Source organism: Desulfotomaculum sp. (assembly GCF_982386235.1).
Genome location: NZ_CEVWQM010000002.1, coordinates 52649 through 78414, shown reverse-complemented (window position 1 = coordinate 78414; position 25766 = coordinate 52649). Strand labels below are relative to the sequence as shown.

Below are 25766 nucleotides of genomic sequence, written 5' to 3'. Positions count from 1 at the left end.
GACTGTTGCACAATGAACCAGTGGTTCTAGTACAAACAGTCCCTTTCTATTGACTAAATTAGGGATTGTTCTCCTGGCTGTTCATTCGAATTTTATCTAGCAGCATCACCTTTACCGGCTTCATTAATGATACCTTTGGTCGTTTATTTACAGATGGCTTGATATGCTGGATAACTTCATTAATCTCACAATCTAAGTAGGTACAGATACGATCCAGTATTTCCATCGAAAGATATTTATTTTTTTTAATTTTGGCAATTGTTGTGGGGCTTAGGGAGAGTGCTTTTTGCAAATCCGCTTTTTTAATGCCACGCAACATTAACTGCAGCATTAAAGGTTTATAAGAAAACAATGATACCAACTCCAGAAAGTATTTTGGATACGAGATATTTCTTGCTAAAATTGCGATTAGCTAGTATAATTCTACATAAAGTTGTAGTTTTTGTCAAAACAAATAAAGGAGGATATTTTCTGTGGCAGTTAATTTACAAAAGGGCCAAAAGGTTGATTTGACAAAGGGTAGAGCAGGTCTTTCTAAGGTTGTTGTCGGTCTTGGTTGGGACACCAATAAATTTGATGGACCAGACTTTGATTTGGATGCTTCTGCCTTCCTTCTCAGTGAAAACGGCAAATGCACCAGTGCCGATGACTTTGTGTTTTACAATAACCTCATGCACAAAAGCGGTTCTGTTCAACATATGGGGGACAACCTTACGGGTGATGGTGATGGTGACGACGAACAAGTAACCATTGATTTGAGCAAGGTTCCGGCAAACGTACAGAAGATAGCGATTACTGTAACCATCCACATGGCCCGTGAACGGGGACAAAACTTTGGTCTGGTATCCAATGCTTTCGTGCGTGTGGTTGATGACGCCAACGGTGCAGAATTGCTTCGTTACGACCTAAGTGAGGATTACAGTGTCGAAACTGCCCTCGTGTTTGCAGAACTGTATCGTCATGGTGCAGAGTGGAAGTTTGCTGCAGTTGGACAAGGTTTTAATGATGGACTGCAAGGGCTGGTGCGACTTTACGGTTTAGATGCATAAAGAAGGGAGTTAGCTAGTTTGATTAACTTACAAAAGGGTCAAAAAATTGACTTAACCAAAACGAACCCTGGTCTAACAAAAATAACGGTGGGTCTTGGCTGGGACCCCATTAAAAGCGGCGGCGGCGGTGGTGGTCTTTTAAAATCACTTTTTGGCGGCGGTGGCGGTGGTGCCAACATTGACTGCGATGCTTCCGTTTACATGTTAGATGCTAATCAAAAGTTAAAGAAAAAGGACCATCTTATTTATTTTGGCAACAAGAAAAGCTCATGTGGCTCCATTCAGCACATGGGGGACAACCTAACCGGTGAAGGTGATGGTGACGACGAACAAATTAATGTGGATCTCTCAAGGGTTCCTGCTGACGTTCATCGTCTAGTGTTTGTGGTCAATATCTACCAATGTGTTCAACGGAAACAACACTTCGGCATGATCCAAAACGCCTATATCCGTGCGGTAAACAGTGCCAACGGTCAGGAAATCTGCAAATTTAACCTATCCCAGGGATACGATGGAAAAACAGCGCTCATCCTTGGCGAGGTATATCGACATAATAGTGAATGGAAATTTGCTGCCACTGGCGAGGCAACCAATGACACCGGTCTTGAAACCTTGACCAGACGATATATGTAATAATATAAAAACAATATGGGAGGTAATTAATTTGATTTCTCTTGCTAAAGGTCAAAAGATAGATTTAACGAAAACCAATCCTGGGCTAACCAAAATTTTTATTGGACTTGGTTGGGACACCAATAAATATGATGGCGGTAATGAATTCGATTTAGATGCCGTCGCCTTTTTGGTAAAAGAAGACGGTAAGGCTTCTGGCGACGGTGCCTTTATCTTCTACAACAATCGGCAAGATCCCTCTGGTTCTGTGGTTCTTTCCGAGGACAACCGTACTGGCGAAGGTGATGGTGATGATGAATCCTTAACCGTCAATCTAGCCACTGTTCCTGCTGATGTTGCAAAGATTGCTATTTGCATTAACATCCACGAAGCTGCTGCTCGCAATCAGAACTTTGGACAAGTTTCCAACGCCTATGTTCGTGTAGCCAACAACGAAACAAACGAGGAACTTATGCGCTACGATCTGGGCGAAGATTACTCCGTCGAAACAGGTATCGTTGCTTGCGAAATCTACCGTCATAATGGCGAGTGGAAATTCAATGCAGTGGGCAGTGGTTTCCAAGGTGGACTGGCCTCCTTGGCTGAAACTTACGGCTTAAGCGCAGGCTAGATTTAACAATTAAATATGTGAGAAGGGGTGCTTCGTGCACCCCTTCTTAAAGTCATAAAAAATATAGGAGTGATAATTCTTGAGTTTTTCTGGCATAAAAGGTTTTTTTAACAGTACAAAGAGTACCCTGCTCGATTCGGTTAAACGTTTCAAAAACAAAGAATTTTTGGATGCTGTAATAGCAGGCTGCGCCCTAGTGGCTGCCGCTGATGGACACATTGATTCGGCAGAAAAGACCAAAATGTTAGGCTATATTCAAAGAAGTGAAGAACTAAAAGTATTCGATACTTCAAAGGTAATTGAAAGATTTAACCATTTTACGGAAAACTTTGGTTTTGACCATACCATTGGTAAGGCAGAAGCATATAAAGCAATCATGAAAATGCGATCTAACAGAGAGGCAGCTCGCGTGGTTGTAAGCGTTTGCTGTGCCATTGGGATGGCTGATGGAAATTTTGACGAACAAGAAAAAGCGGTAGTTAGAGATATCTGTCGTGAAATTGGCATCGAGACCTCGGAATTCCAACTGTAAGACCTAGATTTTTAAGGAGGCATTTACTTTAGTGGAAGCTACAACGTTTTTATCTGGGCTTATCGCCAACTATGGACACTTTTTCAACCTAGCAGAAGTTCAGAGGGTTCTCACCGACCCGGTGAGTTGGGGAATTATTTTTTGGCTAATCATTTTAGAAGGTCTTCTTTCCTGTGATAATGCATTGGTTTTAGCTGTGCTGGTTAATAAACTACCCAAACATCAACAAAAGAAAGCCTTGCTTTATGGTATTTGGGGCGCTTATTTCTTCCGCTTTGTGGCAATCGGACTGGGAACCTATTTAGTTAAGATAACCTGGGTTCAAATAGTAGGTGCTGGTTACCTATTGTGGATGGCAGGGAAGTTCTTCCTATCTAAATCGAATACGGAAGATGAAGGCGAAGAGGAGCAAGAAACAAAGGTTAGCGGTTTCTGGATAAAATTAGTTGGTCCTTTTTGGGCCACTGTAATCACCGTTGAGATGATGGACATAACATTCAGCGTGGATAGTATTCTGGCAGCCTTTGCCCTGAGCAATGAAGTATGGGTTCTTTTTGTTGGAGGATTATTGGGTATTCTCATGATGCGGGGCGTTGCCACTGTCTTTATTAAACTACTGGATAAATACCCTGAATTAGAAGCCTCAGCCTATGTGCTGATCGCTTTAATCGGTGCAAAACTGATGGGGCAGGCCTTTGGATATCATGTATCCCACACCATCTTCTTCTCCGTTATGGCGTTGGTAATTGTTGGTACCATTGTGCTGCATCACATTCGTGAAGGTGGTAAAAAGGCTGCATGATCTATTTTGATTATTTGAGCATCGAACAGAAAGAAGAAATGTTCTACATTTCCCCGGCAGATTGCTCATTGGCTACAGATAAAAATATTTTGGCCCACGCCTTAGGCGCAACCCTTTATATGCCTGGTACGGCTAATCGGTCAATTAGTAAGGTCATTAATAATGAAATTCCGGGACTTACTTCCACCGTTCTTTGCCTTGAGGATGCTGTGGATGATCGAGAGGTTGAAGCTGCAGAGCAAAATCTTGCTCTGCAGCTTGGGACGATGCTTTCATTTAAAGGACAGGGGAGTTCGCTCCCCTTAATCTTTATCAGGATTCGCAATGTAGAGCAATTGAAAAGACTGACGAAAACACTGGGTGAGGCAATGAATGTCCTAACTGGTTTTGTCTTTCCGAAATTTGATACGACTTCAGGATTTGAGTATTTTGAACACTTGGTAGAGGTTAATAAGACTACTGAAAAAACCATCTTCGGTATGCCCATTTTGGAGGGGCCATCGGTCATTCATCTGGAGTCAAGGTCAGAAACCTTGCTAAACATTAAATCTTTGCTTGATCAGTATAAAAAACTCGTTCTTAATGTACGCATGGGTGCCACCGATTTATCCGGGTTATATGGACTTAGAAGGAGTCCGGAGTTAACCATTTATGACATTTCAGTCATAAGAGATTTTATTGCCAACCTGGTCAATGTATTTGGTAAACCCCAGGACGGCTATGTGATTTCCGGCCCGGTCTGGGAATATTTTAGCAGCAATACCAGGCTGTTAAAACCACAGCTAAGACAAACGCCCTTCCAAGAGCAATTTGGCGGGGAAGGGAGCAGGATTCGTTTAGACCTGTTAGACAGATATATCGATGGTCTTTTACACGAGGTAATGTTGGATAAAGCAAACGGATTGATTGGTAAAACAGTTATTCACCCCTCTCACATCCTACCCGTCCAGGCTATGTATGCCGTTACACACGAAGAGTACTGTGATGCCAAGGACATCTTAGCCAACGGTGGAAATGGCGGCGTAACCAAGAGTGTTTACGGTAATAAAATGAACGAAGCCAAACCACATACCAATTGGGCAAGAAAAATTATGACACTTTCAAAAATATATGGAGTGCTGAATGAAAGATATGACCACACAAGTATCATTTACGCAGGAGAGAAACTACAACGTGCTCGATAGCCTCTCGGTCGGTATAAGGGTAGAGGAAAATCCCTACTCCTTACCGCCCGAGAGCATTTTCTCAATGGCAGCTAGAAATAACCCCAAGAGAAGTTTCTTATTTGTCAGTAAGCTAATTGGCAAACATATACCCGTATTGCCACATATTCCCTTGATTACTGGTTTTTTATTAGCAACTAGAATTGCGGAATGGATGGGGCTTAAAATTGACCAAGGCAAAATCAACGAAGCGGCAACTATTTTAGCCGCCCCTGCCAATCTTGATTTTTATTGTTCGCCCTATCCGTTTCCTAATAAAGCATTATTCATTGGTTTTGCTGAAACTGCCACAGCCCTAGGCCATACTGTTTTTAACAATTTCACTGGCAATGTTAATTTTCTTCATACAACGAGGGAGGATCTCAAGGGTACGGATGATACCATCTATTTTACCGAAGACCACTGCCATGCGCCCGACCAGCGTTGCCTAATTTGTGATACCGATATGGTTAAGGATAATGACTTGTTCGTGTTGATTGACGATGAAATTACTACAGGTAATACCTGTCTGAATATTATAAGAAATATACAAAAGAGATATCCACAAAAACGCTATGCCATTTTAACGATTTTAGATTGGCGTTCGGAAGAAGCAATCTCTCGATACAGCCAATTTGAAAAGGAACTAGGCATAAAAATTCAGGTGCTCTCCTTACTAAAAGGTCAATTCCGGCATTGGGGAAAATCTCCGGTGATTAACACAGCCCCGCTGGTTATGGAAAAGGATCTTCCCGATGTAAAAAATGTACATGAAAAAATGGCTTATGGGATCGACACAATCTCCCCAGATGGCTTTAAAGCCACCTATCTTGGCTATACCGGCCGCTTTGGGATCAATGCGAAAAAGAACAACCAGGCATTGATTGAGGCAAAGAGAATTGGTTTGAAACTTTCGCAAATGAGAAAAGGTAAGAAAACTTTGTGTCTGGGTACCGGAGAATTTATGTATATCCCTTTCTTAATCGCCAATTTTATGGGGGATGGGGTAATGGTGCAGTCCACTACCCGCAGTCCGGTTCATCCACATGCTAGAAATAACTACGCGGTAAAACATGCCATATCCTTTGAAGATCCCTTTAGGCCCGGCATTAAAAACTTTATCTATAATATTCCGCCTAATGGTTATGAGGAAGTGTTCGTCTTTTGGGAAAGACGAGTTGATGCTGAACAAGTGGCTCCATTCATTAAAGCACTCAAAAAACTTGGCATAGAAAATATTGTATTTGTGTATTTTGGTGTCTGATCTGGGAGGTGTTTTTATAAATACTGCTAATAAGAGTAAAGCATACGGTTGTTTCAAGAACTACCCAAAGGTTCCCAGTCCAGAACCCCTTGGCAGTTACCCCATTGGCGATGCAATTTTTCTTTTAAAAGATATTGCACCATACATTCAAGAACAAGGTAATGAAGAACGAGAGAGAGCCATGCAAAGTGGGCGACACTACTCAGAAATGCTGCCCATTGAATATGAGCCAAGCCAAGAGTACATTGAACTATTCCATCAATCCCTGAGGGAGAATGGCCCTAGATTGGCCCTAGCCACCGCCATTGTTTCTGAAAATATTTTAATCAAGAGGGGTCAAGGGGTGGCATTGGTATCCTTGGCCAGGGCTGGAACGCCCATCGGTGTTTTGATTAAAAAATATATCCATCAGTTCTACGGCATTGCCGCCCCACATTACAGTATCTCCATTATTCGTGATAAAGGGATCGATAAAAATGCCCTTGCCTATATCCTGCAAAACCACCCTGGCTGCGAGATTCAGTTTATCGATGGCTGGACGGGTAAAGGTGCCATTACTTTGGAATTAATTAAATCCGTTACTGCGTTTGAAAAGGAATTTAAGATGGTTCCTGATACAATTAGTAAGGAACTGGCTGTGCTGGCGGACCCTGGTTATTGTGCCAATATCTTTGGCACAAGGGAGGATTTTTTGATTCCCAGTGCCTGCCTAAACTCCACTGTATCCGGATTAATGTCCCGCACTGTTTATAGGGATGACCTTTGCGGTCCCTTTGATTTTCATGGTGCAAAATTCTATCGGCAACTTCTGGCTAAAGATTTATCAAACTACTTTGTTGACTCTATATCCGGTTACTTTGTAGATGCCCAAAAAAAAGCACGAAAAATACTTCAAAACAACCCCTCAACTGGTATGGATGATACGCCTGCTTGGATTGGTAAAAAAGAAACCACCAAGGTTCAAGTTGAGTTTGATATTAAAAATATCAACTATGTTAAGCCTGGGGTAGGGGAAACAACAAGGGTTCTCCTGCGCCGGATACCGTGGAAAATACTGGTCAAAGACATCAATAGCCCGGATGTTAAACACGTACTGCTGTTGGCAGAGAACCGAGGGGTTCCGGTGGAAGAGTATCCCGAACTGAGTTACTCCTGCTACGGACTGATAAAAAACCTGGAGGATGCTAAATGATCTTTGCCAGCGACTTAGACCGTACCATTATTTACTCAGATAAGTTCCTCAGGGACTTCTCCGGAGAAGTTGTAGCCGTTGAATATGGTAAATACAACTCTTATATGACCAAACCTGCCAGCGAATTATTAAAAATAATTAACCGTGAAATCACCTTTGTTCCTTGTACCACCAGGACGATTGAACAATACCAACGGATTCAATTTTTTCAAAGGGAAGTAACTCCTAAATATGCGGTGGTAAGCAACGGGGCCAACCTTTTAGTAGATGGTAACCTAGACCTAGACTACCAAAAAAGCATCGCCCAAGCTTTAGCAAATAATTGTCTGGCCAGTGAAGATATTCTTAAAGAATTTGATAAGTTGAATTGTGGCAATTGGACCCAGCCAATGAGACATGCAGATGGAGTTTTTCACTACTGCATTATTGATCGGGATAAGGCCCCTTGGCAAGAATTAAATTTTTTCAAAAAGTGGGCAGAGGATCAAAGGTGGGAAATGTCCATCCAAGGTCGAAAACTATATCTCGTACCTTGTGTTATCAATAAGGGGGCAGCACTAAGGATCATTTCCGAAAGGATTGGAGAAGCAGCAATTTTCAGTGCTGGTGACTCTTTGCTGGATATTCCCCTAATAAAAGAAGCTCAGTATCGGATTTCACCCGCCCATGGAGAACTGTTTGAACAGTGTAGTTCCGAAAAAGAATGGAAATTTACAAAGGCATCCGGAATACTTGCCGGGGAAGAAATTCTCCAGCAAGTATATCACATGGTCTGCGGCAGTGATAATTAGAATGATTCCTGTCGTGTGCTTATTAACTTGCCAAAAGTGAGGTTTTAAATATGAAGTATCAGATATTATACCAAGGTGCGTATCCATTAGTACAAGTTAATTTAGAACAGGGAGAAACAATTAAAGCAGAATCAGATGCCATGGTTGGTATGTCTACCACCGTAGATGTTGAAGGAAAAATGGACGGAGGCTTCTTAGGGGGACTTGCCCGAATGGTAGCGGGGGAAAGTTTTTTCTTTCAAACACTAACTGCCCGCAGGGGACCTGGGGAGGTGCTTTTGGCACCGGCCATCCCTGGGGACTTACTGGATGTTGAGCTAGATGGTACCTACAGCCTAGTGGTTCAAAAGGATGGGTTTTTAGCAGGTTCTGCGGGTCTGCAAGTATCTACCAAGATGCAAAACCTTTCCCAAGGCCTCTTCTCGGGAGAAGGTTTCTTTGTGGTAAAGGTTAGCGGAAAAGGAGTCGTATTTATTAACACCTATGGCAGCATCCATGTCATTAACTTAGATCCAGGTCAATCCTTCATCGTGGACAATAGCCACTTGGTTGCTTGGCCTGATTATATGCATTACACCATTGAAAAGGCATCACAGGGTTGGATCTCCTCCTTTACGTCTGGCGAGGCTCTAGTCTGCAGATTCACAGGGCCTGGTCCTGTTATTATCCAAACAAGAAACCCACGAGGCTTTGGTAGCTGGATCAGAAGATTCCTGCCCAACTCAAGAAGTTCTTAATTCCTTAACGTAGGTTAACTACTAAAGATAAGGGGTGATTCTCATGTCTCTGACCGTAATGAAAGGGCAAAAGACGGATCTTACAAAGAGGTATCCTGGTCTTTCGCAAGTCGTTATTGGAATGGGTTGGCAAACAAATCAGACTGGCATTGAAATCGATGGTGCAGCTTTTATGCTTCAACAAGATGGAAAATGTAGAAGCGATGAAGATTTTATCTTTTACGGTAATCCAAAGGGACGTGGTGGTGCGGTATCAGTAGAAAACGCTAACACACCGGATAAAACACAACTAGTCGTAAATCTTAGGCAAGTTCCCACGGATGTACAGAAAATTGCCTTTACCCTAACGATTTATGAGGGTCCCAAAAGAGGTCATAGCTTTGGACAAGTGCCTCAAGTTTACATAAGATTAATGAATCAGGGAAAAGAAGAAATTTTACGTTTTAATGTGGAGCAAGGCTTCCATTCCGAAACAGCCATCGTCGTTGCAGAAATCTATCGGCATAATGGGGAGTGGAAATTCAATCCCATTGCCATGGGCTATCAAGGTGGCTTGGCTGCCTTGTGTGGTGGTTTTGGTATTGCGGTATCTGATCAACCAGCAAACCAGGCCCAGAAAGAATCGGCACCAACCATCGATCTACCAAAACCGCCGGCGGAGCAGCCAAAGCAAAAACTCAATCTATCTAAGATTGAACTTAAAAAGAAAGGTGATAAGATCAGCCTTGAGAAAAAGGCCAACAACCAATTAGGGGAAATCTTAATCAACCTAAACTGGAATCAAAAATCTGGCAAGCCCACTGGTTTATTGGGTTCGATCTTTGGTGGCAGGAGCAGTGGCGTTGACTTAGATCTTGGCTGTTTAATAGAAATGAGAAACGGTGATAAAGGAGTAATCCAAGCACTGGGAAAAAGCTTTGGCAATTATCATGGCTTCCCATACATCTCATTGGATGGGGATGACAGAACCGGAGCAGCTTCAGCAGGCGAAAACTTGAGAATAAATGGCGACCACATACCGGAATTCAAGAGAATCCTCGTCTTTGCTTTCATCTATGATGGCGTTGCCAACTGGGCGGAAGCAGATGGTATTGTAACCATTAAGCAACCGGGGGGGCCGGACATCGTGGTAAGAATGGATGAACACGATAATCGGAAAATCATGTGTGCCATTGCCCTCATCGAAAACGTCAAGAACGAGACCTTTAGCATTGAACGTATTGTGCGCTACTTCTCTGGACACTCGGAAATGGATAAAGCATTTAAGTGGGGTCTCCGGTGGAAAGCGGGATCCAAGGATTAAGATAGCAATCGGGTGCTCTGACAAGAGGATTCCGGTTCTTTAAAAGGAAAAAGGATCGGCCCAAGGAATTGCTTCTCTGTGTCAGATACATGCGTGGATGAATGTACGAAGAGACGGCAGATGTGAAGCGGTCTGGCAAGGACGATCCAGCCATTTATGCCGCAGACCCGAGACTTGAGGATGTTGCTGCGAGGCTGGGACTAAAACAAAAAAATTCCAAGGGGGGTAATTTTATATGTTTAACGAAGTGGAAGGTGCATCCCGTAGATTACCTGTTTATCTACTCCTAGACCGTTCCGGTTCCATGTTTGGAGAACCCATCGAGTCTGTTAAACAGGGTGTTAAGTACATGATTTCTGAACTGAAAAAAGAACCCCAGGCCATTGAGACAGCATTTATATCGGTGATCACCTTTGCCAGCGATGCCAGGCAAGATATACCACTGACCGAATTAACCTCCTTTAAAGAACCACTCCTTGAAGCCAACGGAACTACCGCTTTGGGTGAAGCTCTGTCCATTTTAAATCAATGCCTGGAAACCGAAGTGCGTAAATCCACACCCACCCAAAAGGGTGACTATAAACCTCTCGTATTCATTATGACAGACGGAGAGCCAACCGACAACTGGGAAAACATCGCCCAAGAAATCAAGAAAAAAGCAGGTAAACTCGCCAATATCGTTGCGGTTGGTTGCGGTCCCCATGTGAACAAGGATACCCTTAAGAAGATTACTGAGATTGTTTTAATAATGACTTCATACCAGCCGGATGACTTCAGACAGTTCTTCCGCTGGGTTTCTCAATCGGTTAAACAAGCTAGTATTAAATTCACCAAAGATAGCGATCAACCAACAAACTTACCTGCACCTCCTCCGACTATTCAAATCATTCCCTAACCTTTAAGCATAGGGCCTCTTGCAGCAGCAGGGGGCCTCCTTGATATTAGGAGGTGAAGTTGTGGATTTAAAGAAGCATTTTAAAGATTCAGTAAAACTAGAGGAAATACGCAACCTTCTAGTAAAAAAATTAGATTTCTCCATTTTAGAATCGAAGGATAGTATCATCATTCAGGCCAAGGACCCAGAGCAGCAACAATTAATTGATCGATTTAATGCAGGGCAAATTGATATGAACCAATTTTTAGTTGAGGCAAAGAAAAAATTTACTTGCCATGATCATTCAGTAAGGATCATAAATAAATGGGGAACGACGCAAGGCATAATGATTGGTGAAACAACACAGCCGCTGAGACCCATAGAGGTTAGAATAAATGGCATAAAATTATTTCTAATAAAATCAAACCAAGAACCGGAAAGCCAAATGCCACAGAGGCCAGAGGAAGTAACGCCTCAGTGGAAGAACCTTGAGCCAACGGATAAGGAAGATTGGGTAGAAATCGAAGAGTCCGGCTACCAGGAAAGAAAAGATGGCTGGGCAGTGGCTGCAGCCAGCCGTAGGGGTAAGACACATGCCCATGAAGGAAGTCACAGGGACGATTCCTTTGATTTCGGGTTTCAAAATGGCTGGAGCATCCTAGCAGCGGCAGATGGGGCAGGTTCCTATCGCCTATCCCGAGTAGGAGCTAAAATGGCTTGCAGCATGGCGGTTGAGCACCTCAAGACCTACCTAGAGAATTTTATCATAGAAGAAAATGAAGGTTCAGCGATACCAAAGGAATCTGATCTTTTACAAATAAAACGGTTTCTTATCGAGACCGTACAACGGATTATTCAATCTGTAAAAGATGAAGCAAAAAAGAGAAGCGTCACCTTCGACCTACTATCCACGACCATTCTAATAGCAATTCACCACCACTGGCAGGGAAAAAATATGATAGCAAGCATCCAAATTGGTGATGGGCTAATTGCTATCTGGCACGGAGGTAGTAATGTTTCTATTTTAGGGAAAGCGGATAGCGGGGTTTTTGCCAGCGAAACAAAATTTATTACTACCAAGGGTATTGAAAATGAGTTGGAACACAAAGTATTCTTCGCAATAAAGCCCGCTGTAGATGCCATAGCTGTGATGACCGATGGGGTGTCCGATGATTTTTTCCCCCCGGAAACCATTATGCCGAAGATGTTTGAAAGTGTCTATCAAGAGCTTATTAGCTCGGCAAAACCCAACGAGAATCTGCTCAAATGGCTATCTTACGAACGCAGGGGTTCCTTTGATGACAGAACGATGGTGATTCTCCACAGGAGGTAATACCCATGGCAAAAAATAAAAACAAGCTCATGGCAAAGTTGGCCGATGGTACGAGGGTAGCGTATTTACCTGAAATCATTGGAGAGGGTAGTGAAGGAGTTGTTCATTTCACTGCCGACAGAAAATCTGTTATCAAGTTCTATAAGGATGACGACGATCTCAGGGACCCTGAAAGAATGGAACGTATTATTAATATCGTGGAAAAGTACAACCCCACCTTGGATACCCGATCCGGTGAATATTGGAAAAAACTTTATTGCTGGCCAGATGGTCTTGTGGTATCACCCAAGCTTGGTGTTCGGGTGCCCATTTATCCCAAGAATTTCTTTACCAATGACGGAACAGAGAAAAAATTGAGTTGGTTTGTCAATCCCAAAAGCCGCAAACTGATACCCCAAGAAGAAAGGGGAACCTGGCTAGGCCATTTACAAATGGCTATCACCATGGCTCGATCAACAAGACGCCTTCACTCAGCGGGGCTAGCCCACTCCGATCTCTCTTACAATAACTTTCTAGGGGACCCTGTTAACGGCATGACTGTCATGATTGATCTTGACGGACTTGTGGTACCTGGGCTACACCCCCCTAAAATTGCCGGCACCCCGGGATTAATTGCGCCAGAGGTCATGATGGGGACTGCTGAGCCTTCTATTCGGACGGATCTTCATGCTCTGGCTGTACTGATTTACCAAACATTAATGTTTCGACATCCTCTGAGGGGTCCCAAGGTCAACTCCACCGTATCTGCAGAAGAAGATGAAAAGCTATCAATGGGTAAAAATGCCCTTTTCATAGAGCATCCCTTAAATAAATCCAATCGGCCCAAGGGGCTAGCAACTGGTTATGAATGCTTAGGTCCCTATCTTTCTGAATTAATCACCCAGTCCTTTGTTTCTTCGCTCCATATGCCGGATAACCGGCCAACAGCAATGGATTGGGAAACTGCCTTAGTGAGAACTACGGACTTAATTTATCCTTGTGGCTGTGAAATGAAATGGTTTGTCTTGTCTAAGTCCACAAATTATACATGCCCCTTCTGTAAACAAAAGCCCCAAGCACCCTATGTTCCATCACTGCATTTTTACAGGGAGCAGCCTGGAAAACCGGGTAATTTTTTGAATGAAAAACACCGTTTAGTGGTGTGGCATGGCTTATACCTATACAAATGGCACGTATTTGACAATATTTGGCCGGGGGAGAATGTAGATAAAACTCCTCAGGGATACTTTGTGTATCATAATTACGAATGGTATCTCTATAATATCGAAATGAATTTAACGATTATTGATAATGGCATACACAGAAATGTTGCCAAGGGTCAATATGTTAAACTTATAGAGGGCTTACAGATTAGACTTTCTTCCGACCCCCGAGGACGTCTGCTGCTAACGCAGTTTCTTAAGGTTTAAAGGATGGTGGGTACAATTAATTTACAAGATCAAATTAACCAACTGCAACCAAAGGGTTATCTTAAACTTCGTCCGGGGGAGTATGAAGGGCCGGCCATTCTTAACCATTCAGCAATTATCGAAGGTAACAACACAACCATTTGGTCAAGAACGGGTCCGGTGGTGCGGGTCAACTGTCGAGGGGTTGTGCTTAAAAACCTGCAGGTAGAGGCTACCCAAGGTCAAACGAAAGATATTTGTCAAGCGGCTATCATGACTGACCCTAAATACGGTACCCTCATAGAAAATGTGGAGGTAAAAGGGAAGGTAGTTGGGTTCGGGGAAGAATCAGGTGATTGGGATTACCCCTTGTCGCTAAATTTTGGCAAGTTGCCCCATGGCCAAACTCTCCATTTTAAAATGAGGTTACGATTGCCGATTCGTTGTAAGCTTATATCTAAGGTCGCTGGAATTAAATTTGAACCAGAAGATATAGGTCCTGGACTTTCTGAGACAACAATTAAGATTGAACCACTACTGGAGAATTCGATTATTTGTGGAAGTTTTTTGATGGTTTCTAAATTTATTCGAAGAATTGCTGTTAGTAGTACGGTCAATGGAATTCAAGGTCGCGATATCCATAACGGACAAATCATCTGGTCACCAAAGGGAGCGGCAAATGAAAATTTTATTGCTCCGCAGCCTAACAAACTAAGTACGGAGATGCTACAAAAAGTGCAGCAAAATACACACCCTAAGCAGTTAAAAAAAGGTCATCGGGTTGATCTGGTTGCGGAAAACTCCCCAACCAAAATTACCTTTGAATTGGGGTGGAAAAGTAGGATAAGCGACCATATCGAAGTTGATGTAGTTGCCTTCCTGCTGGGAGAAAGAGAAAAGGTTCTAAAAGATGAGGATTTTATCTTCTATGGTAACCGCAGGACGATGGATGAAAGTCTGGAGTTGCTTGGCCCCAATTCTGCAGAGGGTATAAATGAGAGGATAATTATTGATTTCTCAAAGATCCATCCGGAACAGCAAAAGATTATAGTTGCACTGGCGGTCTATCAAGGAAAAGAGAGACGGCAAGGCTTTGCTCAAATGTCCCGGGTTTTTATCAAAGCAAAAGACGCTGCCGTTGGCAAAGAATTATTTTGTTTTGAAATGAATGACCAGACAATGCTTGAAACAACGTTAATAGCAGCAGAAATTTATAGATATAAAGGGAAATGGAAGTTTGCTGCGGTTGGCTCCGGCTACCGCGAAGATTTAGCTTATTTATGCCGTAAATACGGTTTAGAAGTAAAGGATTAATTGTTAACGTCTAATAAGATGATCAAGGTGTTTACTGCGGTTTTTAGTTATTTTAAAAATATCTAGGCGTTGTGTGATCATCATCTTAAGAACGAAGGACGTTACCAATGCGATTGCTAGAGTCTCACTCACAATTATCACCTGCCTATGCTGTCGTTCCCTATATTATGCTTTGATCGGTCATAAGGTCATGTAGCAAACACCAAAAAAGACAAGGGATTATATACCAACCCGAAGCCTTTACTTCATAACTTCGCCAAGTTAACAGAATAAATATGTAATTTTTGAGCTTAAGTAAAGGCACACCCATTCGTTTTGGTGTGCCTTTTAAATTCCTTCATTTGTTACTTCTCTTCCGGCACCTTGTCCTGAGACCCCGGCAATCCAGGTGCTGGTTCTACAATGGGACGATTAATAATATAGCGGTGGGCAAACATGCCGGCAGAATGAAGCAGCTTACTGAAGGGAAATACTAGCATAAGTAATTGCACCAAAAGGATGTGAATCATTAAAGCTGGCTTACTCATTACTTCCATTTCACTGGTAATAGGAGCAAGGGTGATTAATCGGGCAACATAATCACGAACCGGTTCATAATGAATTCCCCACTGGGGAACAAAGCGCATTAGGTTACCGGCTAGAACGATACCGATTAAGAGCAGCAGCAGCATATAATCACTGGGGGCTGATATGATTCTAACCTCATTCATACTTATCCTACGGTATAAGAGATAGAGCAAAGAAATCAGCAGCACCATACCAAAAAAAGTTCCCATCAAGGTTGACAGTAATTCGCTGGTTTCCTCAGAGGTAAGTCCGATATAAGCAAATTGTCTGCCTAGTAATCCAATACCCAGTACATGACCCGCCAGTATCAAAAACAAAGACATGTGCATAATCCAGGCCCCAGCCCAAAGAGCTCGATCACTTTTAAAGAGGCTGCTGAAAAAAGTTGCTTCTTTGACAATGTTCAGGATGGCACCTGCCTCTGTAGTAGGTGCCGGGGTTAAGGTTATAGCATGGACGATACGAGCATTGGCCCATCTGCCCAGTCTGTAAAGCAGGCCAATGACGAAAACTGTTATGGAAATATAGGGCAGCACCTGCATAATAAAATAAGTGATCATTGCTCGAATTCCTCCTTTATTGAAAAAAGGGCTGCAACGGATTCATATTTTGTTAGCTATTTTCTTGTCTCTCTTATACTTTTTTATTATTGCCTCAGCCTAGTCAGATATGAAGTCCAAATTTTTAAACCTAAACCATCGATGTTATAAAACAGGCAAATCCTAGCCTTTATTAATAATTGCCTACAACAAAAGAGAGGTTTTTTGAATTTTAATACCGAATTATACAATACTTTCTGAAATAACATAATTTGAAATCATGAGCACAATTGACTCTTAAAATATTATAAAGGTGCTGAGGCTTATGAAGGACTATGTCGTTGGTGCATATATTTTATGTAAGTTATTTAGCTTCTGAACAATTGCTGCCGAATAAGAAGTATCGCAGCTGAGCAACAAGAGAGGTTAAATTACGTAGAAATGAGGTACCAACCATGGTTATGCACGATAGGGTAAGTACAGGTATGGCTGGTCTTGATCAAATAATTGACCAACTTAGGTTGGGAGACAATGTTGTTTGGCAGGTGGATTCTGTATCAGATTACAAAAAGATGGTTGAGCCCTATGTCGCACAGGCTATGCAGGATAAAAGAAAGGTAATCTATATTCGCTTTGGCAAACATAAATCGTTGCTAAATGGCAGCTCAGATATAAAAATTTATTCCGTTGAGGCTAAAAAAGGCTTTGAAAGCTTTGCCATTGCTGTACGAAGCCTGATTGAACAGGAGGACAAAAAAACCCTATACGTTTTTGACTGCTTGACCGATTTACTAGAATATTGGTATTCCGATCTAATGATTGGTAATTTTTTTAAAGTTACCTGTCCATTTTTATATGAATTGGATGCCATTGCCTATTTTGCCATCATCCGTAATACCCATACCTACAGTACCATTGCTGGTATCCGTGAAACGACACAGCTTCTGCTTGATTTATACCAGGTAAATCATAAATACTACATCCACCCCCTTAAGGCCTGGCAGCGTTATTCCCCCACGATGTTTTTCCCTCATTTAATACAAGGTCAGGAGGCTGTCTGCATCACGGCCAGTTCCCAGGCAGCTGAATTGTTTTCCAGTATCAATCGCGGTGGGGAATGGCTTGATTATTGGGAGATTGTACTTAACAAGGCTAAAGAAGATCTTAAGCACCGGCCTGAGCAGCAGGAAAAAACGAAACAACTTTTAATGTCCATGCTGATTGGCAATGAATCAAGAATGTTGGAATTGTGCGACCAATACTTTACCTTAAAGGATATTTTGGCAATAGCATCCAGAGAGGTAGGAACTGGCTTTATCGGCGGCAAAAGTGTAGGGATGCTATTGGCCAGAAAAATTTTAGAGCATGATGGTGGGGAGCGTTTTATTCCTTTTATGGAGCATCATGATTCGTATTATCTTGGCTCCGATATTTTTTATACTTATATTGTACAAAACGGCTGTTGGGAACTCTGGACAAAGCAAAAAACGAAAGAAGGCTACTTTAAATATGCCCCTGAGCTGAAAGAAAAAATATTGCATGGTAGTTTTCCAGAAAACATCCAGGAGCAGTTCATTCAGTTATTAGAATACTTTGGGCAATCTCCGATTATTGTACGTTCAAGTTCCTTGCTTGAGGACAACTTTGGCAACGCTTTTGCGGGCAAATATGATAGTGTATTTTGTGTGAACCAAGGCACCCCGGAAGAACGCTATGAAGCTTTTGAACAGGCTATTCGCACCGTTTATGCCAGCACCATGAATGAGGACGCGCTTACCTACAGGATGAATAGAGGACTCTTTGAGAAAGATGAACAGATGGCGATATTGGTTCAGCGCGTTTCCGGGGATTACTATGAACAAAATTTCTTTCCCCATGCTGCGGGTGTCGGAAACTCTTCAAATCTATATGTCTGGGATAAAAGCGTAGATATGGACGCGGGGATGCTTCGCCTAGTCTTTGGACTTGGTACAAGGGCAGTGGACAGAAATGTTGGCGATTATGTGAGAATTGTCTGTCTCGATAATCCTTTGCGCATCCCGCCAATGAATTACCAAGATAAAAATAAATTTTCTCAGCATTATGTTGATACACTTTCCTTAAAAGAAAACGTTATAAAGACCACAAATTTGGAAGAAATTATGGCCTGTGATTTAAAGGTAGATAAAGAGCTATTTGGCCATTTCGATTACAAGAGGGTAAATAGCCTGCGTGAACTTGGCTATACCGACATCACAGTACCCTATGTTCTAGATTTTCAAAAATTACTTGTCGATACAGAATTACCCAAGGTTATGAGAGACATGCTTGCTTTGTTGTCTAAAGTTTATGATTACCCCGTAGATATTGAGTTTACAGCGAATTTTACAAAGGACCATCGCTTTAAGGTTAATCTTCTCCAGTGCCGTCCTTTACAGACAAGAGGATTAGGTAAATCCGTTGCAATCCCCAAGCTGGCAGATAAACAGGATTGTTTCTTTACCACCAAGGGAAATTTCATGGGTGGCAATGTGCGCTTGCCCATTGATTTTGTTGTTTTTGTTCGTGCACAGTCCTACCTAAAACTTAATGAACAGAACAAATACACGATTGCTAGACAGATTGGTATGATTAACAGTGTTTTGAAAGAGAAAAACGTTATGCTGCTGGGACCAGGCAGGTGGGGAACCACAACACCATCCTTAGGGATACCAGTACACTTTACAGAGTTATGCAATATGTCGGTTATTTGCGAAGTGGCATCCGTCGATGAAGGATTTATGCCTGAACTATCCTATGGCAGTCACTTTTTTCAGGATCTGGTGGAAACGGGAATTTTTTATGTGGCAATATTTAATGGACATAAGAATGTAATCTTTAATCCCAACCGTATTTTAGAAAAAGAAAACCTGTTGGGTTACTTTTTGCCCCAAAGCACCCCGTTTTCCGATGTAATCCACATTGCCAAAACAGAGGGAATGGAAGTTTTTTCAGACATTGTAACACAGAAGGTTTTGTGTAGGTAAACAATGTAGGCGATTTTTCACTTATGGAGGTAGCCATGTGCCTGATACTTTTTGCCACTAATTGTCACCCCCAATACCGGCTGGTATTGGCGTCCAACAGGGATGAGTTTTATGGTCGGCCCACTAGGCCTGCTGCCTTTTGGGATGACCATAAAGTAATCCTAGCGGGGAAAGATTTAGAACAAGGAGGGACCTGGTTGGGTCTCACCACCACCGGTCGTTTTTCCTCCTTGACTAATTACAGGGATCCTGCCCGTTTTAACTCCCAGGCCCCATCACGGGGACATCTGGTTTATCAATATCTTAGCGGAGCGGTTTCTCCTGAAAACTATATAAACAGCATAAGCAGTGGAGTAACGGAATTTAATGGTTTTAACCTCCTCATGGGAAGCACGAAAGGAATCTACTACTACTCCAATTTAGAAAAGGTTATTCGTAAAGTAGATAGCGGTATCCATGGCCTTAGCAATAGCTTTCTTGATGTGCCATGGCCCAAGGTAAGCAAAGGGAAGAAAGCCCTGGCAGACTGCCTGCAAAGTCAAACGATAAATAAAGAGCAGTTGTTTGCCATAATGGCAGATCGGGAGCAACCGGAGGATCATCGATTACCCCAAACTGGCTTAAGCCTGGAGTGGGAGCGTATCATGTCACCAGCCTTTGTTGTAAGTTCCTTCTACGGAACCAAATGCTCTACGGTTGTACTGGTGGATCACCATGACCATGTGCAGTACTGGGAGCGCAGTTTCGTTCAGAAAGATCCCAGTAAATGGCAGGATGTTTTCTTCGAGTTTGATATTGAGGAGCAGCGAGAGAATAATCCGTCGTAACGTGTTGTAGGGTAAAAACGGACCTTGACTGATCAAGCCAGCCAAGGTAAAGTAAATATTGATAACATCAAGCACTCTGCAGGGAGTGCTTTTATTTTTCATGTACAATAAAGGTGAAAGATTCTTGGGGGTACTATGAAACAGCTTATTCTTACGGAAAAACCATCAGTGGGAAGGGATATCGTAAATGCCATAGGGGGCCGCTTTGAAAAAAGGGATGGTTATTTCGAAAGTGAACGGCACATCGTTAGTTGGGCCATTGGTCATTTAGTGGAATTATGCGAACCAGAGGATTATCAACCCAACCTTAAAAGATGGCAGCTGTCGACCCTGCCAATCATACCAACTTCCTTTAAACTAAAGCCAAACCCCAACACAATTAAACAATATCAAATAGTCAAACAGCTTCTCAGCAGGCCTGACGTTGAGTTAATAGCAGGTACTGACGCCGGGCGAGAAGGGGAATTAATTCTTAGATATATTTTGCATTTGTCAGGCTACAACAGACCCTTTAAACGCCTTTGGCTATCAGAAACAACGCCGGAGGCCATCCGAAAGGGACTTGCTAATCCTTTACCCGGCCAAGCGAAGGATTTATTGGCGGCAGCAGCTGAGTCCAGGTCCCAATCGGACTGGTTGATCGGAATTAATGCCACCCGAGCCTTTACCAAAAAGCACGGTGATTTATACTCCATCGGCAGAGTGCAAACCCCAACCCTGGGGATCGTTGTAGCCAGGGAAAAGGAAATAAAAAATTTCACTTCTGTACCCTATTGGGAGCTATATGCCGATTTCGTTACAGCAAGTGGTCAGATCTATCGGGGTAAATGGTATAAAAATAAAAACCTAAACAGATTTGAGCAAGAATCCGATGGTCTCGCCATTAAAGAGAAGATTACCGGCCAAGTTGGTACCATTACCAAAACAGAGGAAAAAAATGTGTCAGAACCACCGCCTTTACTCTTTAATCTAAATGATTTACAAAAGGAAGCTAACAAAAAGTTTGGTTTTACCGCCAGCCAAACCCTAGAAATAGCCCAGGCATTATATGAAAAGCACAAATTACTGACCTATCCAAGAACGGAGTTTAAGCATCTAACCAAAGAATTGGCTAAGACAATACCAGCCAGGCTAGCTGCCCTGGAGTCTGTGTCCGGCTATGCAAGTTATGTGGCCTTTGCTAAATCCGCCCCCAAGCCGGGCAAAAGATTTATCGATGACGCAAAGGTTGGCGACCACCATGCCTTAATCCCAACCAGTGTAAAGCCAAGCAGCAAGCTAACCGCCAATGAGGCCAAAATTTATAATCTGGTGGCACGCAGATTTTTGGCCATGTTTTACCCGGCTGCCCAATACAAACAGACAAAGATTACCACTAGCGTATGCACTGAAACCTTCCAAACCTCCGGTAAGATTGAACTGAGCCCCGGCTGGAAGGAAGTTTTAACTCCGTCAAAGGGGGAAGAACTGTCCAAAACGGATGAAGAGGTACTGCTTCCTCCGATAATCAAAGGTGAGCAGGTTACGGTAGATAAAGCTGAATTGCAACAAAAGAAAACAGAGCCTCCCAAAAGATATACGGAGGGAACACTATTGGCAGTGATGGAAGGGGCTGGAAGGTTTGTAGAGGACAAGGTCTTAAAGGATGCCATGAAGGGACATGGCCTGGGAACAAGTGCCACCAGGGCAGCCATCATTGAGCGGTTAATAAAGGTAGGTTATCTAGAGAGGAAAGGGAAGGTTTTAATACCAACCCCCAAGGGCGAAACCCTCATCGATTTGGTGCCAGAAATAGTCTCCAGTCCACAAATGACCGGCGAATGGGAAAAGGCCCTGGCAGACATCGAAGCAGGACAAGTCAATCCCGGTGATTTTATGACTCGGATTGTTGGCTTAACTAAAAAGATCGTTGAACTGGCCAAAGAACAAAAGACCAAGGGTACTAATCAGCAGCAAACCAGAGAGATCATTGGCAAATGCCCCTTGTGCGGCAGTGATGTTTTAGAATACCCCAAAAGCTACGGCTGCTCAGGCTTCCGCGAAGGCTGTAGCTTTTCCTTTGGTAAATTGATTCTCAAGCAAAATATTACCACCGAACAAGCCAAATCTTTATTAACGAGCGGCAAGGTACAAGTAAAAGGATTCATCTCCTCAAAGACAGGAAAACAATTCGACGCAGCCCTCGTACTGAAAAATGGCAAAATTTCCTTCGACTTTTCATAAACCCGGGGTCAGGCCTTGAATCATTCACTTTTTTACTGCTAAGTGAATGATTCAAGGCCTGACCCCTTTTTAATCTAAACTTAACAATCTTTTACCACATTCTTTACAAGGGGTTAATTAAATCTTAACAAACAATCGTTATGATTAACTTGTACACTTGGTTATATTCCGATTAAAGAGATGAAGGTCACCAAGGACGCGAACGAAGTGATTCACTTTAAGATCTTTGGCATTTACGGAGGGGCAACAATATGGGGAAAACGGTTGAAACGGTAGTGGTATTAACCAAGGGCATCAAACCAAAAAAACAGCGATACCAATTGGGTCGCAGGATATCTTTCCTGTGTGCTCTACTGGTAATTGTTTTAACCCTATCCATCGTGGTTTTTATAACTTCTAAAGGGCTCTCGACCTTTCTGATAAACAACGTTAGCCTGAAAGAATTTCTTTTTAGCACAGAATGGTTCCCTGATCGAACACTGGAAGAAGGTGGCCCGAGGGTTGGTGCCTTGACCTTTATCTTTGGTTCGGTGGCCGTTTCTATGCTGGCGGTTTTAATAAGTGCACCCTTAAGTTTTATTACCGCCATCTTTATGGTGGAAATTGCCCCTGGCTGGGGGCAACGCCTTTTGCAGCCATGCATAGAACTCTTATCAGGCATTCCCTCGGTGGTGTATGGTTATATTGGCTTAAGTGTGCTGGTGCCTTTTATTCGGGAATATCTTGGGGGGCTTGGTTTTAGTTTGTTGGCGGGGGTCATGGTGCTATCGGTGATGATCATTCCCACCATCGTCAGTGTTAGTGTAGATAGCCTTCGGTCACTGCCGTCCCACCTAAAGGAAGCAGCCTATGCCCTTGGTTCCACTCGCTGGCAAACAATTCGGCTGATTCTTATTCCTGCCGCCAAAACTGGCTTGTTTACTGGGGTCATTCTGGGCTTGGCCAGGGCCTTTGGTGAAGCGTTGGCGGTACAAATGGTGATCGGAAACACCAAACAAATTCCCCAGTCGTTATTGGATCAGCTGACCACGTTAACCAGTGGCATTACCATGGATATGGGTTATACCGTGGTTGGCTCTCTCTGGAACAATACTCTTTGGTCGATGGCCACCATTTTATTGCTTATGTCGTTTTTCTTTATTCTTCTGATCCGAATCATTGCCAAAAGGGGGGCTAATTGTTGAGGGCACAGACTGCTGACCGTATCGCCACGGGTTTCTTTTATGCCGGCGCAGGGGTTGTGGTGCTAATTCTTGCCGGATTAATTGGCTACATTCTTTATCATGGGGCAAGCTCAATTGATTGGGCCTTTATTACCAGTCCTCCTGGGGGGCTGGCTGCGGGTGGTGGCATTGGACCGCAAATCTTTAACTCGTTTTATTTACTTTTTTTAACCATGTTCATTACGATTCCAATCGGTCTATTGGCCGGTATTTATCTAGCTGAATTTGCCAAACCAGGAAAAGTCACAGAAGCGATTCGACTAAGCATCGAAACCCTTACCTCCTTGCCATCCATTGTGGTAGGCTTGTTTGGACTTTTAATCTTTGTCAATTATACAGGCTGGGGTTATACCCTGATGTCCGGGGCACTGGCCCTGACGGTTATTAATCTGCCAATGATGGTTCGCATATCGGAAGAAGCGATTCGTAATGTACCCATGGAGCTTAGGGAAGGCAGCCTGGCCCTAGGTGCCACCCAATGGCAAACAATTTGTAAGGTGGTACTGCCCTCAGCCTTTTTAAGTATTATGACAGGCATCATCATTACATCCGGTCGAGTATTTGGGGAGGCAGCGGCACTGCTTTTTACCGCCGGCATGAGCAGCCCGCCCCTTAACTTTACCAACTTGGACATTACCAGTCCCGCTTCGCCCTGGAACCCCTTTCGGCCTGCTGAAACACTGGCGGTGCACATTTGGAAGGTGAATTCGGAAAGCTTAATTCCCGATGTTCGAAGGGTGGCCGATGGGTCCGCAGCAATTTTAATTTTAGTGGTTTTATTCTTTAACATTTCAGCCAGATGGCTGGGCCGTAGAATTCACAATAAACTAACTGGTCAATAAAAAGAAAAGAGGAATGGCATGGCTTTAGCAAAATTTGATATACAAAACCTAAACTTATATTACGGAAATATGCAGGCACTTAAAGATATTCATTTTGATATCAAGCCACAGCATATTACGGCCTTAATCGGTCCCTCTGGTTGCGGCAAATCTACTTTTCTGCGCACCTTAAACCGTATGAATGATTTAATTGCAGGCGTACGGCTGGAGGGCAGTATTCTGCTGGATGGTCAAGATATTTACCAGCCCGATGAAGATGTAGTGAATTTACGTAAGAGAGTTGGTATGGTATTTCAACGGCCTAATCCTTTTCCCATGTCGGTTTATGATAATATTGCCTACGGACCACGTATTCACGGCTTAAAGGATAAAAGGAAACTTGACCAAATCGTGGAGCAAAGTCTTAAGGCAGCAGCACTCTGGGAGGAAATTAAAGACCGCCTGCACCGTAGTGCACTGAGTCTCTCAGGAGGACAACAGCAGCGATTATGTGTGGCCAGGCTTTTGGCTGTGGAACCAGAAGTATTGCTGATGGATGAACCAACCTCCGCCCTCGATCCTATTTCAACCATTAAGGTCGAGGAATTAATCACGCAGCTAAAAAATCAATATACCATCGTCATCGTAACCCATAACATGCAACAAGCAGCCCGGGTGTCCGATACAACCGCCTTCTTCCTTAACGGTGAATTGGTTGAATCAGGACATACAGAGGGTATTTTTACCATGCCGCGGGATAAACGTACGGAAGATTACATCACTGGCCGTTTCGGTTAAAAGGAGGAAAAGCATGCCCATGTCAACACGTCAATCCTTTGATCGTCAGCTCATGGATTTGCAGCAACATATTCTGAGAATGGCAAGTTTCGTGGAAAAAGCGATTTACGACTCGGTGGAATCCCTAGCTAAACAAAATACCGATTTAGCCAGGGGGGTTATCGAAAATGATGACAGCATTGACGAACTATATAATGATATTGAATATACCATTATTAAAATCATCGCCACCCAGCAGCCCATCGCCAAGGATTTAAGACTCGCCGTTTCAGGGCTTAAAATTATTATGAGTCTGGAACGAATGGGGGACTTTGCCGTTGATATTGCCAAGGTAACCTTACGGCTTTCCGGTCAAAGATTAATTAAACCCCTGGTAAAAATACATGAAATGGCACATTTGGCCCAACGGATGGTTAAGGATGGCCTGGATGCCTATGTAAATCTTGATGAAGCCAAGGCAAGAAAAATGTGCAGCTACGACGATGATGTGGACTATTATTTTCGGGAAGTCTTTGAAGAATTAATTGAGTTTATGAAGAAGGATCCCACCAGCATTGAACAGGCAACCAGCCTATTGCTTGTTTGCCGCTATCTGGAACGTATCGCAGACTACGCTACCAATATTGGTGAGGAGGTAGTCTTTTTGATAACAGGCTATTGGGAGGAAATGAACTAGGAACGGGGTCAGGCCTTGAATAATTCCCTTATTTACTGCTAAGCGAATTATTCAAGGCCTGAC

24 protein-coding genes are annotated in these 25766 nt (G+C 43.0%); 22 read left to right on the top strand and 2 right to left on the bottom strand.

Annotated features, from left to right (window positions below; genetic code table 11):
• Positions 1-58: 58 nt before the first annotated feature.
• Complete coding sequence (locus AC1U9Z_RS01440; protein WP_479955429.1) at positions 59-352, bottom strand: helix-turn-helix domain-containing protein; 294 nt, start codon at positions 350-352, stop codon at positions 59-61.
• 121 nt (positions 353-473) lie between these two features.
• Between AC1U9Z_RS01440 and AC1U9Z_RS01435 the strand changes: the two genes are divergently transcribed.
• From AC1U9Z_RS01435 to AC1U9Z_RS01365, 15 genes are all read left to right on the top strand, one after another.
• Positions 474-1049, top strand: coding sequence for a TerD family protein (locus AC1U9Z_RS01435; RefSeq protein WP_333530730.1), 576 nt, complete (start codon positions 474-476; stop codon positions 1047-1049).
• A gap of 18 nt (positions 1050-1067) precedes the next feature.
• A complete protein-coding gene (locus AC1U9Z_RS01430) occupies positions 1068-1682 on the top strand; it encodes a TerD family protein (RefSeq protein ID WP_479955428.1) in 615 nt (204 codons plus the stop codon).
• 31 nt (positions 1683-1713) lie between these two features.
• Positions 1714-2292, top strand: coding sequence for a TerD family protein (locus AC1U9Z_RS01425; RefSeq protein WP_333530728.1), 579 nt, complete (start codon positions 1714-1716; stop codon positions 2290-2292).
• A gap of 79 nt (positions 2293-2371) precedes the next feature.
• Positions 2372-2824: a tellurite resistance TerB family protein gene (locus AC1U9Z_RS01420; protein ID WP_333530727.1), complete on the top strand. Its 453-nt coding sequence runs from the start codon at positions 2372-2374 to the stop codon at positions 2822-2824.
• Positions 2825-2855: 31 nt separating this feature from the next.
• Entirely contained in the window at positions 2856-3626 is a 771-nt protein-coding gene (locus tag AC1U9Z_RS01415; protein WP_479955427.1) for a TerC family protein, read from the top strand.
• Complete coding sequence (locus AC1U9Z_RS01410) at positions 3623-4810, top strand: HpcH/HpaI aldolase/citrate lyase family protein (RefSeq protein WP_479955426.1); 1188 nt, start codon at positions 3623-3625, stop codon at positions 4808-4810. The genes AC1U9Z_RS01415 and AC1U9Z_RS01410 overlap by 4 nt, the downstream gene beginning before the upstream one ends.
• On the top strand, positions 4749-6092 hold the full coding sequence (locus AC1U9Z_RS01405) for a phosphoribosyltransferase family protein (protein ID WP_479955425.1): 1344 nt from the start codon (positions 4749-4751) through the stop codon (positions 6090-6092). The genes AC1U9Z_RS01410 and AC1U9Z_RS01405 overlap by 62 nt, the downstream gene beginning before the upstream one ends.
• Positions 6085-7284 carry a cysteine protease StiP family protein gene (locus AC1U9Z_RS01400; RefSeq protein WP_479955424.1) on the top strand — a complete coding sequence of 400 codons (1200 nt, stop codon included), beginning with the start codon at positions 6085-6087 and terminating at the stop codon, positions 7282-7284. Before AC1U9Z_RS01405 ends, AC1U9Z_RS01400 begins: the two co-directional genes overlap by 8 nt.
• Positions 7281-8075 (top strand): HAD family hydrolase, encoded by a 795-nt coding sequence (locus tag AC1U9Z_RS01395; RefSeq protein ID WP_479955423.1) that lies wholly within the window; start codon positions 7281-7283, stop codon positions 8073-8075. The genes AC1U9Z_RS01400 and AC1U9Z_RS01395 overlap by 4 nt, the downstream gene beginning before the upstream one ends.
• Before the next feature lie 50 nt (positions 8076-8125).
• Positions 8126-8812, top strand: a complete 687-nt coding sequence (locus AC1U9Z_RS01390; RefSeq protein ID WP_333530721.1) for a TIGR00266 family protein — start codon at positions 8126-8128, stop codon at positions 8810-8812.
• Positions 8813-8855: 43 nt separating this feature from the next.
• Positions 8856-10115, top strand: coding sequence for a TerD family protein (locus AC1U9Z_RS01385; RefSeq protein WP_479955422.1), 1260 nt, complete (start codon positions 8856-8858; stop codon positions 10113-10115).
• A gap of 235 nt (positions 10116-10350) precedes the next feature.
• Positions 10351-11010 (top strand): vWA domain-containing protein, encoded by a 660-nt coding sequence (locus tag AC1U9Z_RS01380; protein WP_479955421.1) that lies wholly within the window; start codon positions 10351-10353, stop codon positions 11008-11010.
• A 61-nt stretch (positions 11011-11071) separates the two neighbouring features.
• Entirely contained in the window at positions 11072-12322 is a 1251-nt protein-coding gene (locus AC1U9Z_RS01375) for a PP2C family serine/threonine-protein phosphatase (RefSeq protein ID WP_479955420.1), read from the top strand.
• Positions 12323-12327: 5 nt separating this feature from the next.
• A complete protein-coding gene (locus tag AC1U9Z_RS01370) occupies positions 12328-13731 on the top strand; it encodes a protein kinase domain-containing protein (protein ID WP_479955419.1) in 1404 nt (467 codons plus the stop codon).
• Between the two features lie 3 nt (positions 13732-13734).
• Positions 13735-15024 carry a TerD family protein gene (locus AC1U9Z_RS01365; RefSeq protein WP_479955418.1) on the top strand — a complete coding sequence of 430 codons (1290 nt, stop codon included), beginning with the start codon at positions 13735-13737 and terminating at the stop codon, positions 15022-15024.
• A gap of 344 nt (positions 15025-15368) precedes the next feature.
• On the opposite strand, the gene AC1U9Z_RS01360 is transcribed toward AC1U9Z_RS01365, so the two are convergent.
• Positions 15369-16151: a respiratory nitrate reductase subunit gamma gene (locus tag AC1U9Z_RS01360; RefSeq protein ID WP_479955417.1), complete on the bottom strand. Its 783-nt coding sequence runs from the start codon at positions 16149-16151 to the stop codon at positions 15369-15371.
• Positions 16152-16585: 434 nt separating this feature from the next.
• Between AC1U9Z_RS01360 and AC1U9Z_RS01355 the strand changes: the two genes are divergently transcribed.
• The 7 genes from AC1U9Z_RS01355 (at position 16586) to phoU (ending at position 25703) form a co-directional block, all read left to right on the top strand.
• Positions 16586-19135 (top strand): PEP/pyruvate-binding domain-containing protein, encoded by a 2550-nt coding sequence (locus tag AC1U9Z_RS01355; protein WP_479955416.1) that lies wholly within the window; start codon positions 16586-16588, stop codon positions 19133-19135.
• A 35-nt stretch (positions 19136-19170) separates the two neighbouring features.
• Complete coding sequence (locus AC1U9Z_RS01350; protein WP_479955414.1) at positions 19171-19962, top strand: NRDE family protein; 792 nt, start codon at positions 19171-19173, stop codon at positions 19960-19962.
• Positions 19963-20097: 135 nt separating this feature from the next.
• Positions 20098-22185, top strand: a complete 2088-nt coding sequence (locus AC1U9Z_RS01345) for a DNA topoisomerase III (protein WP_333530712.1) — start codon at positions 20098-20100, stop codon at positions 22183-22185.
• Between the two features lie 251 nt (positions 22186-22436).
• Positions 22437-23369 carry a phosphate ABC transporter permease subunit PstC gene (gene pstC / locus AC1U9Z_RS01340; RefSeq protein ID WP_333530711.1) on the top strand — a complete coding sequence of 311 codons (933 nt, stop codon included), beginning with the start codon at positions 22437-22439 and terminating at the stop codon, positions 23367-23369.
• A complete protein-coding gene (pstA, locus tag AC1U9Z_RS01335) occupies positions 23366-24250 on the top strand; it encodes a phosphate ABC transporter permease PstA (protein WP_333530710.1) in 885 nt (294 codons plus the stop codon). Before pstC ends, pstA begins: the two co-directional genes overlap by 4 nt.
• Positions 24251-24268: 18 nt before the next feature.
• Positions 24269-25027, top strand: coding sequence for a phosphate ABC transporter ATP-binding protein PstB (gene pstB, locus AC1U9Z_RS01330; RefSeq protein WP_479955412.1), 759 nt, complete (start codon positions 24269-24271; stop codon positions 25025-25027).
• Positions 25028-25046: 19 nt separating this feature from the next.
• Positions 25047-25703, top strand: a complete 657-nt coding sequence (gene phoU / locus AC1U9Z_RS01325; RefSeq protein ID WP_333530919.1) for a phosphate signaling complex protein PhoU — start codon at positions 25047-25049, stop codon at positions 25701-25703.
• The last annotated feature ends 63 nt before the right edge of the window (positions 25704-25766 follow it).

Excerpts from the sequence above, each read along its gene's own strand:
- AC1U9Z_RS01365 (WP_479955418.1), top strand. The coding sequence starts at position 13,735 with ATGGTGGGTACAATTAATTTACAAGATCAAATTAACCAACTGCAACCA.
- AC1U9Z_RS01380 (WP_479955421.1), top strand. The coding sequence starts at position 10,351 with ATGTTTAACGAAGTGGAAGGTGCATCCCGTAGATTACCTGTTTATCTA.
- phoU (WP_333530919.1), top strand. The coding sequence starts at position 25,047 with ATGTCAACACGTCAATCCTTTGATCGTCAGCTCATGGATTTGCAGCAA.
- AC1U9Z_RS01390 (WP_333530721.1), top strand. The coding sequence starts at position 8,126 with ATGAAGTATCAGATATTATACCAAGGTGCGTATCCATTAGTACAAGTT.
- AC1U9Z_RS01345 (WP_333530712.1), top strand. The coding sequence starts at position 20,098 with ATGAAACAGCTTATTCTTACGGAAAAACCATCAGTGGGAAGGGATATC.
- AC1U9Z_RS01370 (WP_479955419.1), top strand. The coding sequence starts at position 12,328 with ATGGCAAAAAATAAAAACAAGCTCATGGCAAAGTTGGCCGATGGTACG.
- AC1U9Z_RS01360 (WP_479955417.1), bottom strand. The coding sequence starts at position 16,151 with ATGATCACTTATTTTATTATGCAGGTGCTGCCCTATATTTCCATAACA.
- pstC (WP_333530711.1), top strand. The coding sequence starts at position 22,437 with ATGGGGAAAACGGTTGAAACGGTAGTGGTATTAACCAAGGGCATCAAA.
- AC1U9Z_RS01385 (WP_479955422.1), top strand. The coding sequence starts at position 8,856 with ATGTCTCTGACCGTAATGAAAGGGCAAAAGACGGATCTTACAAAGAGG.
- AC1U9Z_RS01405 (WP_479955425.1), top strand. The coding sequence starts at position 4,749 with ATGAAAGATATGACCACACAAGTATCATTTACGCAGGAGAGAAACTAC.
- AC1U9Z_RS01355 (WP_479955416.1), top strand. The coding sequence starts at position 16,586 with ATGGTTATGCACGATAGGGTAAGTACAGGTATGGCTGGTCTTGATCAA.
- pstB (WP_479955412.1), top strand. The coding sequence starts at position 24,269 with ATGGCTTTAGCAAAATTTGATATACAAAACCTAAACTTATATTACGGA.
- AC1U9Z_RS01395 (WP_479955423.1), top strand. The coding sequence starts at position 7,281 with ATGATCTTTGCCAGCGACTTAGACCGTACCATTATTTACTCAGATAAG.
- AC1U9Z_RS01410 (WP_479955426.1), top strand. The coding sequence starts at position 3,623 with ATGATCTATTTTGATTATTTGAGCATCGAACAGAAAGAAGAAATGTTC.
- AC1U9Z_RS01350 (WP_479955414.1), top strand. The coding sequence starts at position 19,171 with ATGTGCCTGATACTTTTTGCCACTAATTGTCACCCCCAATACCGGCTG.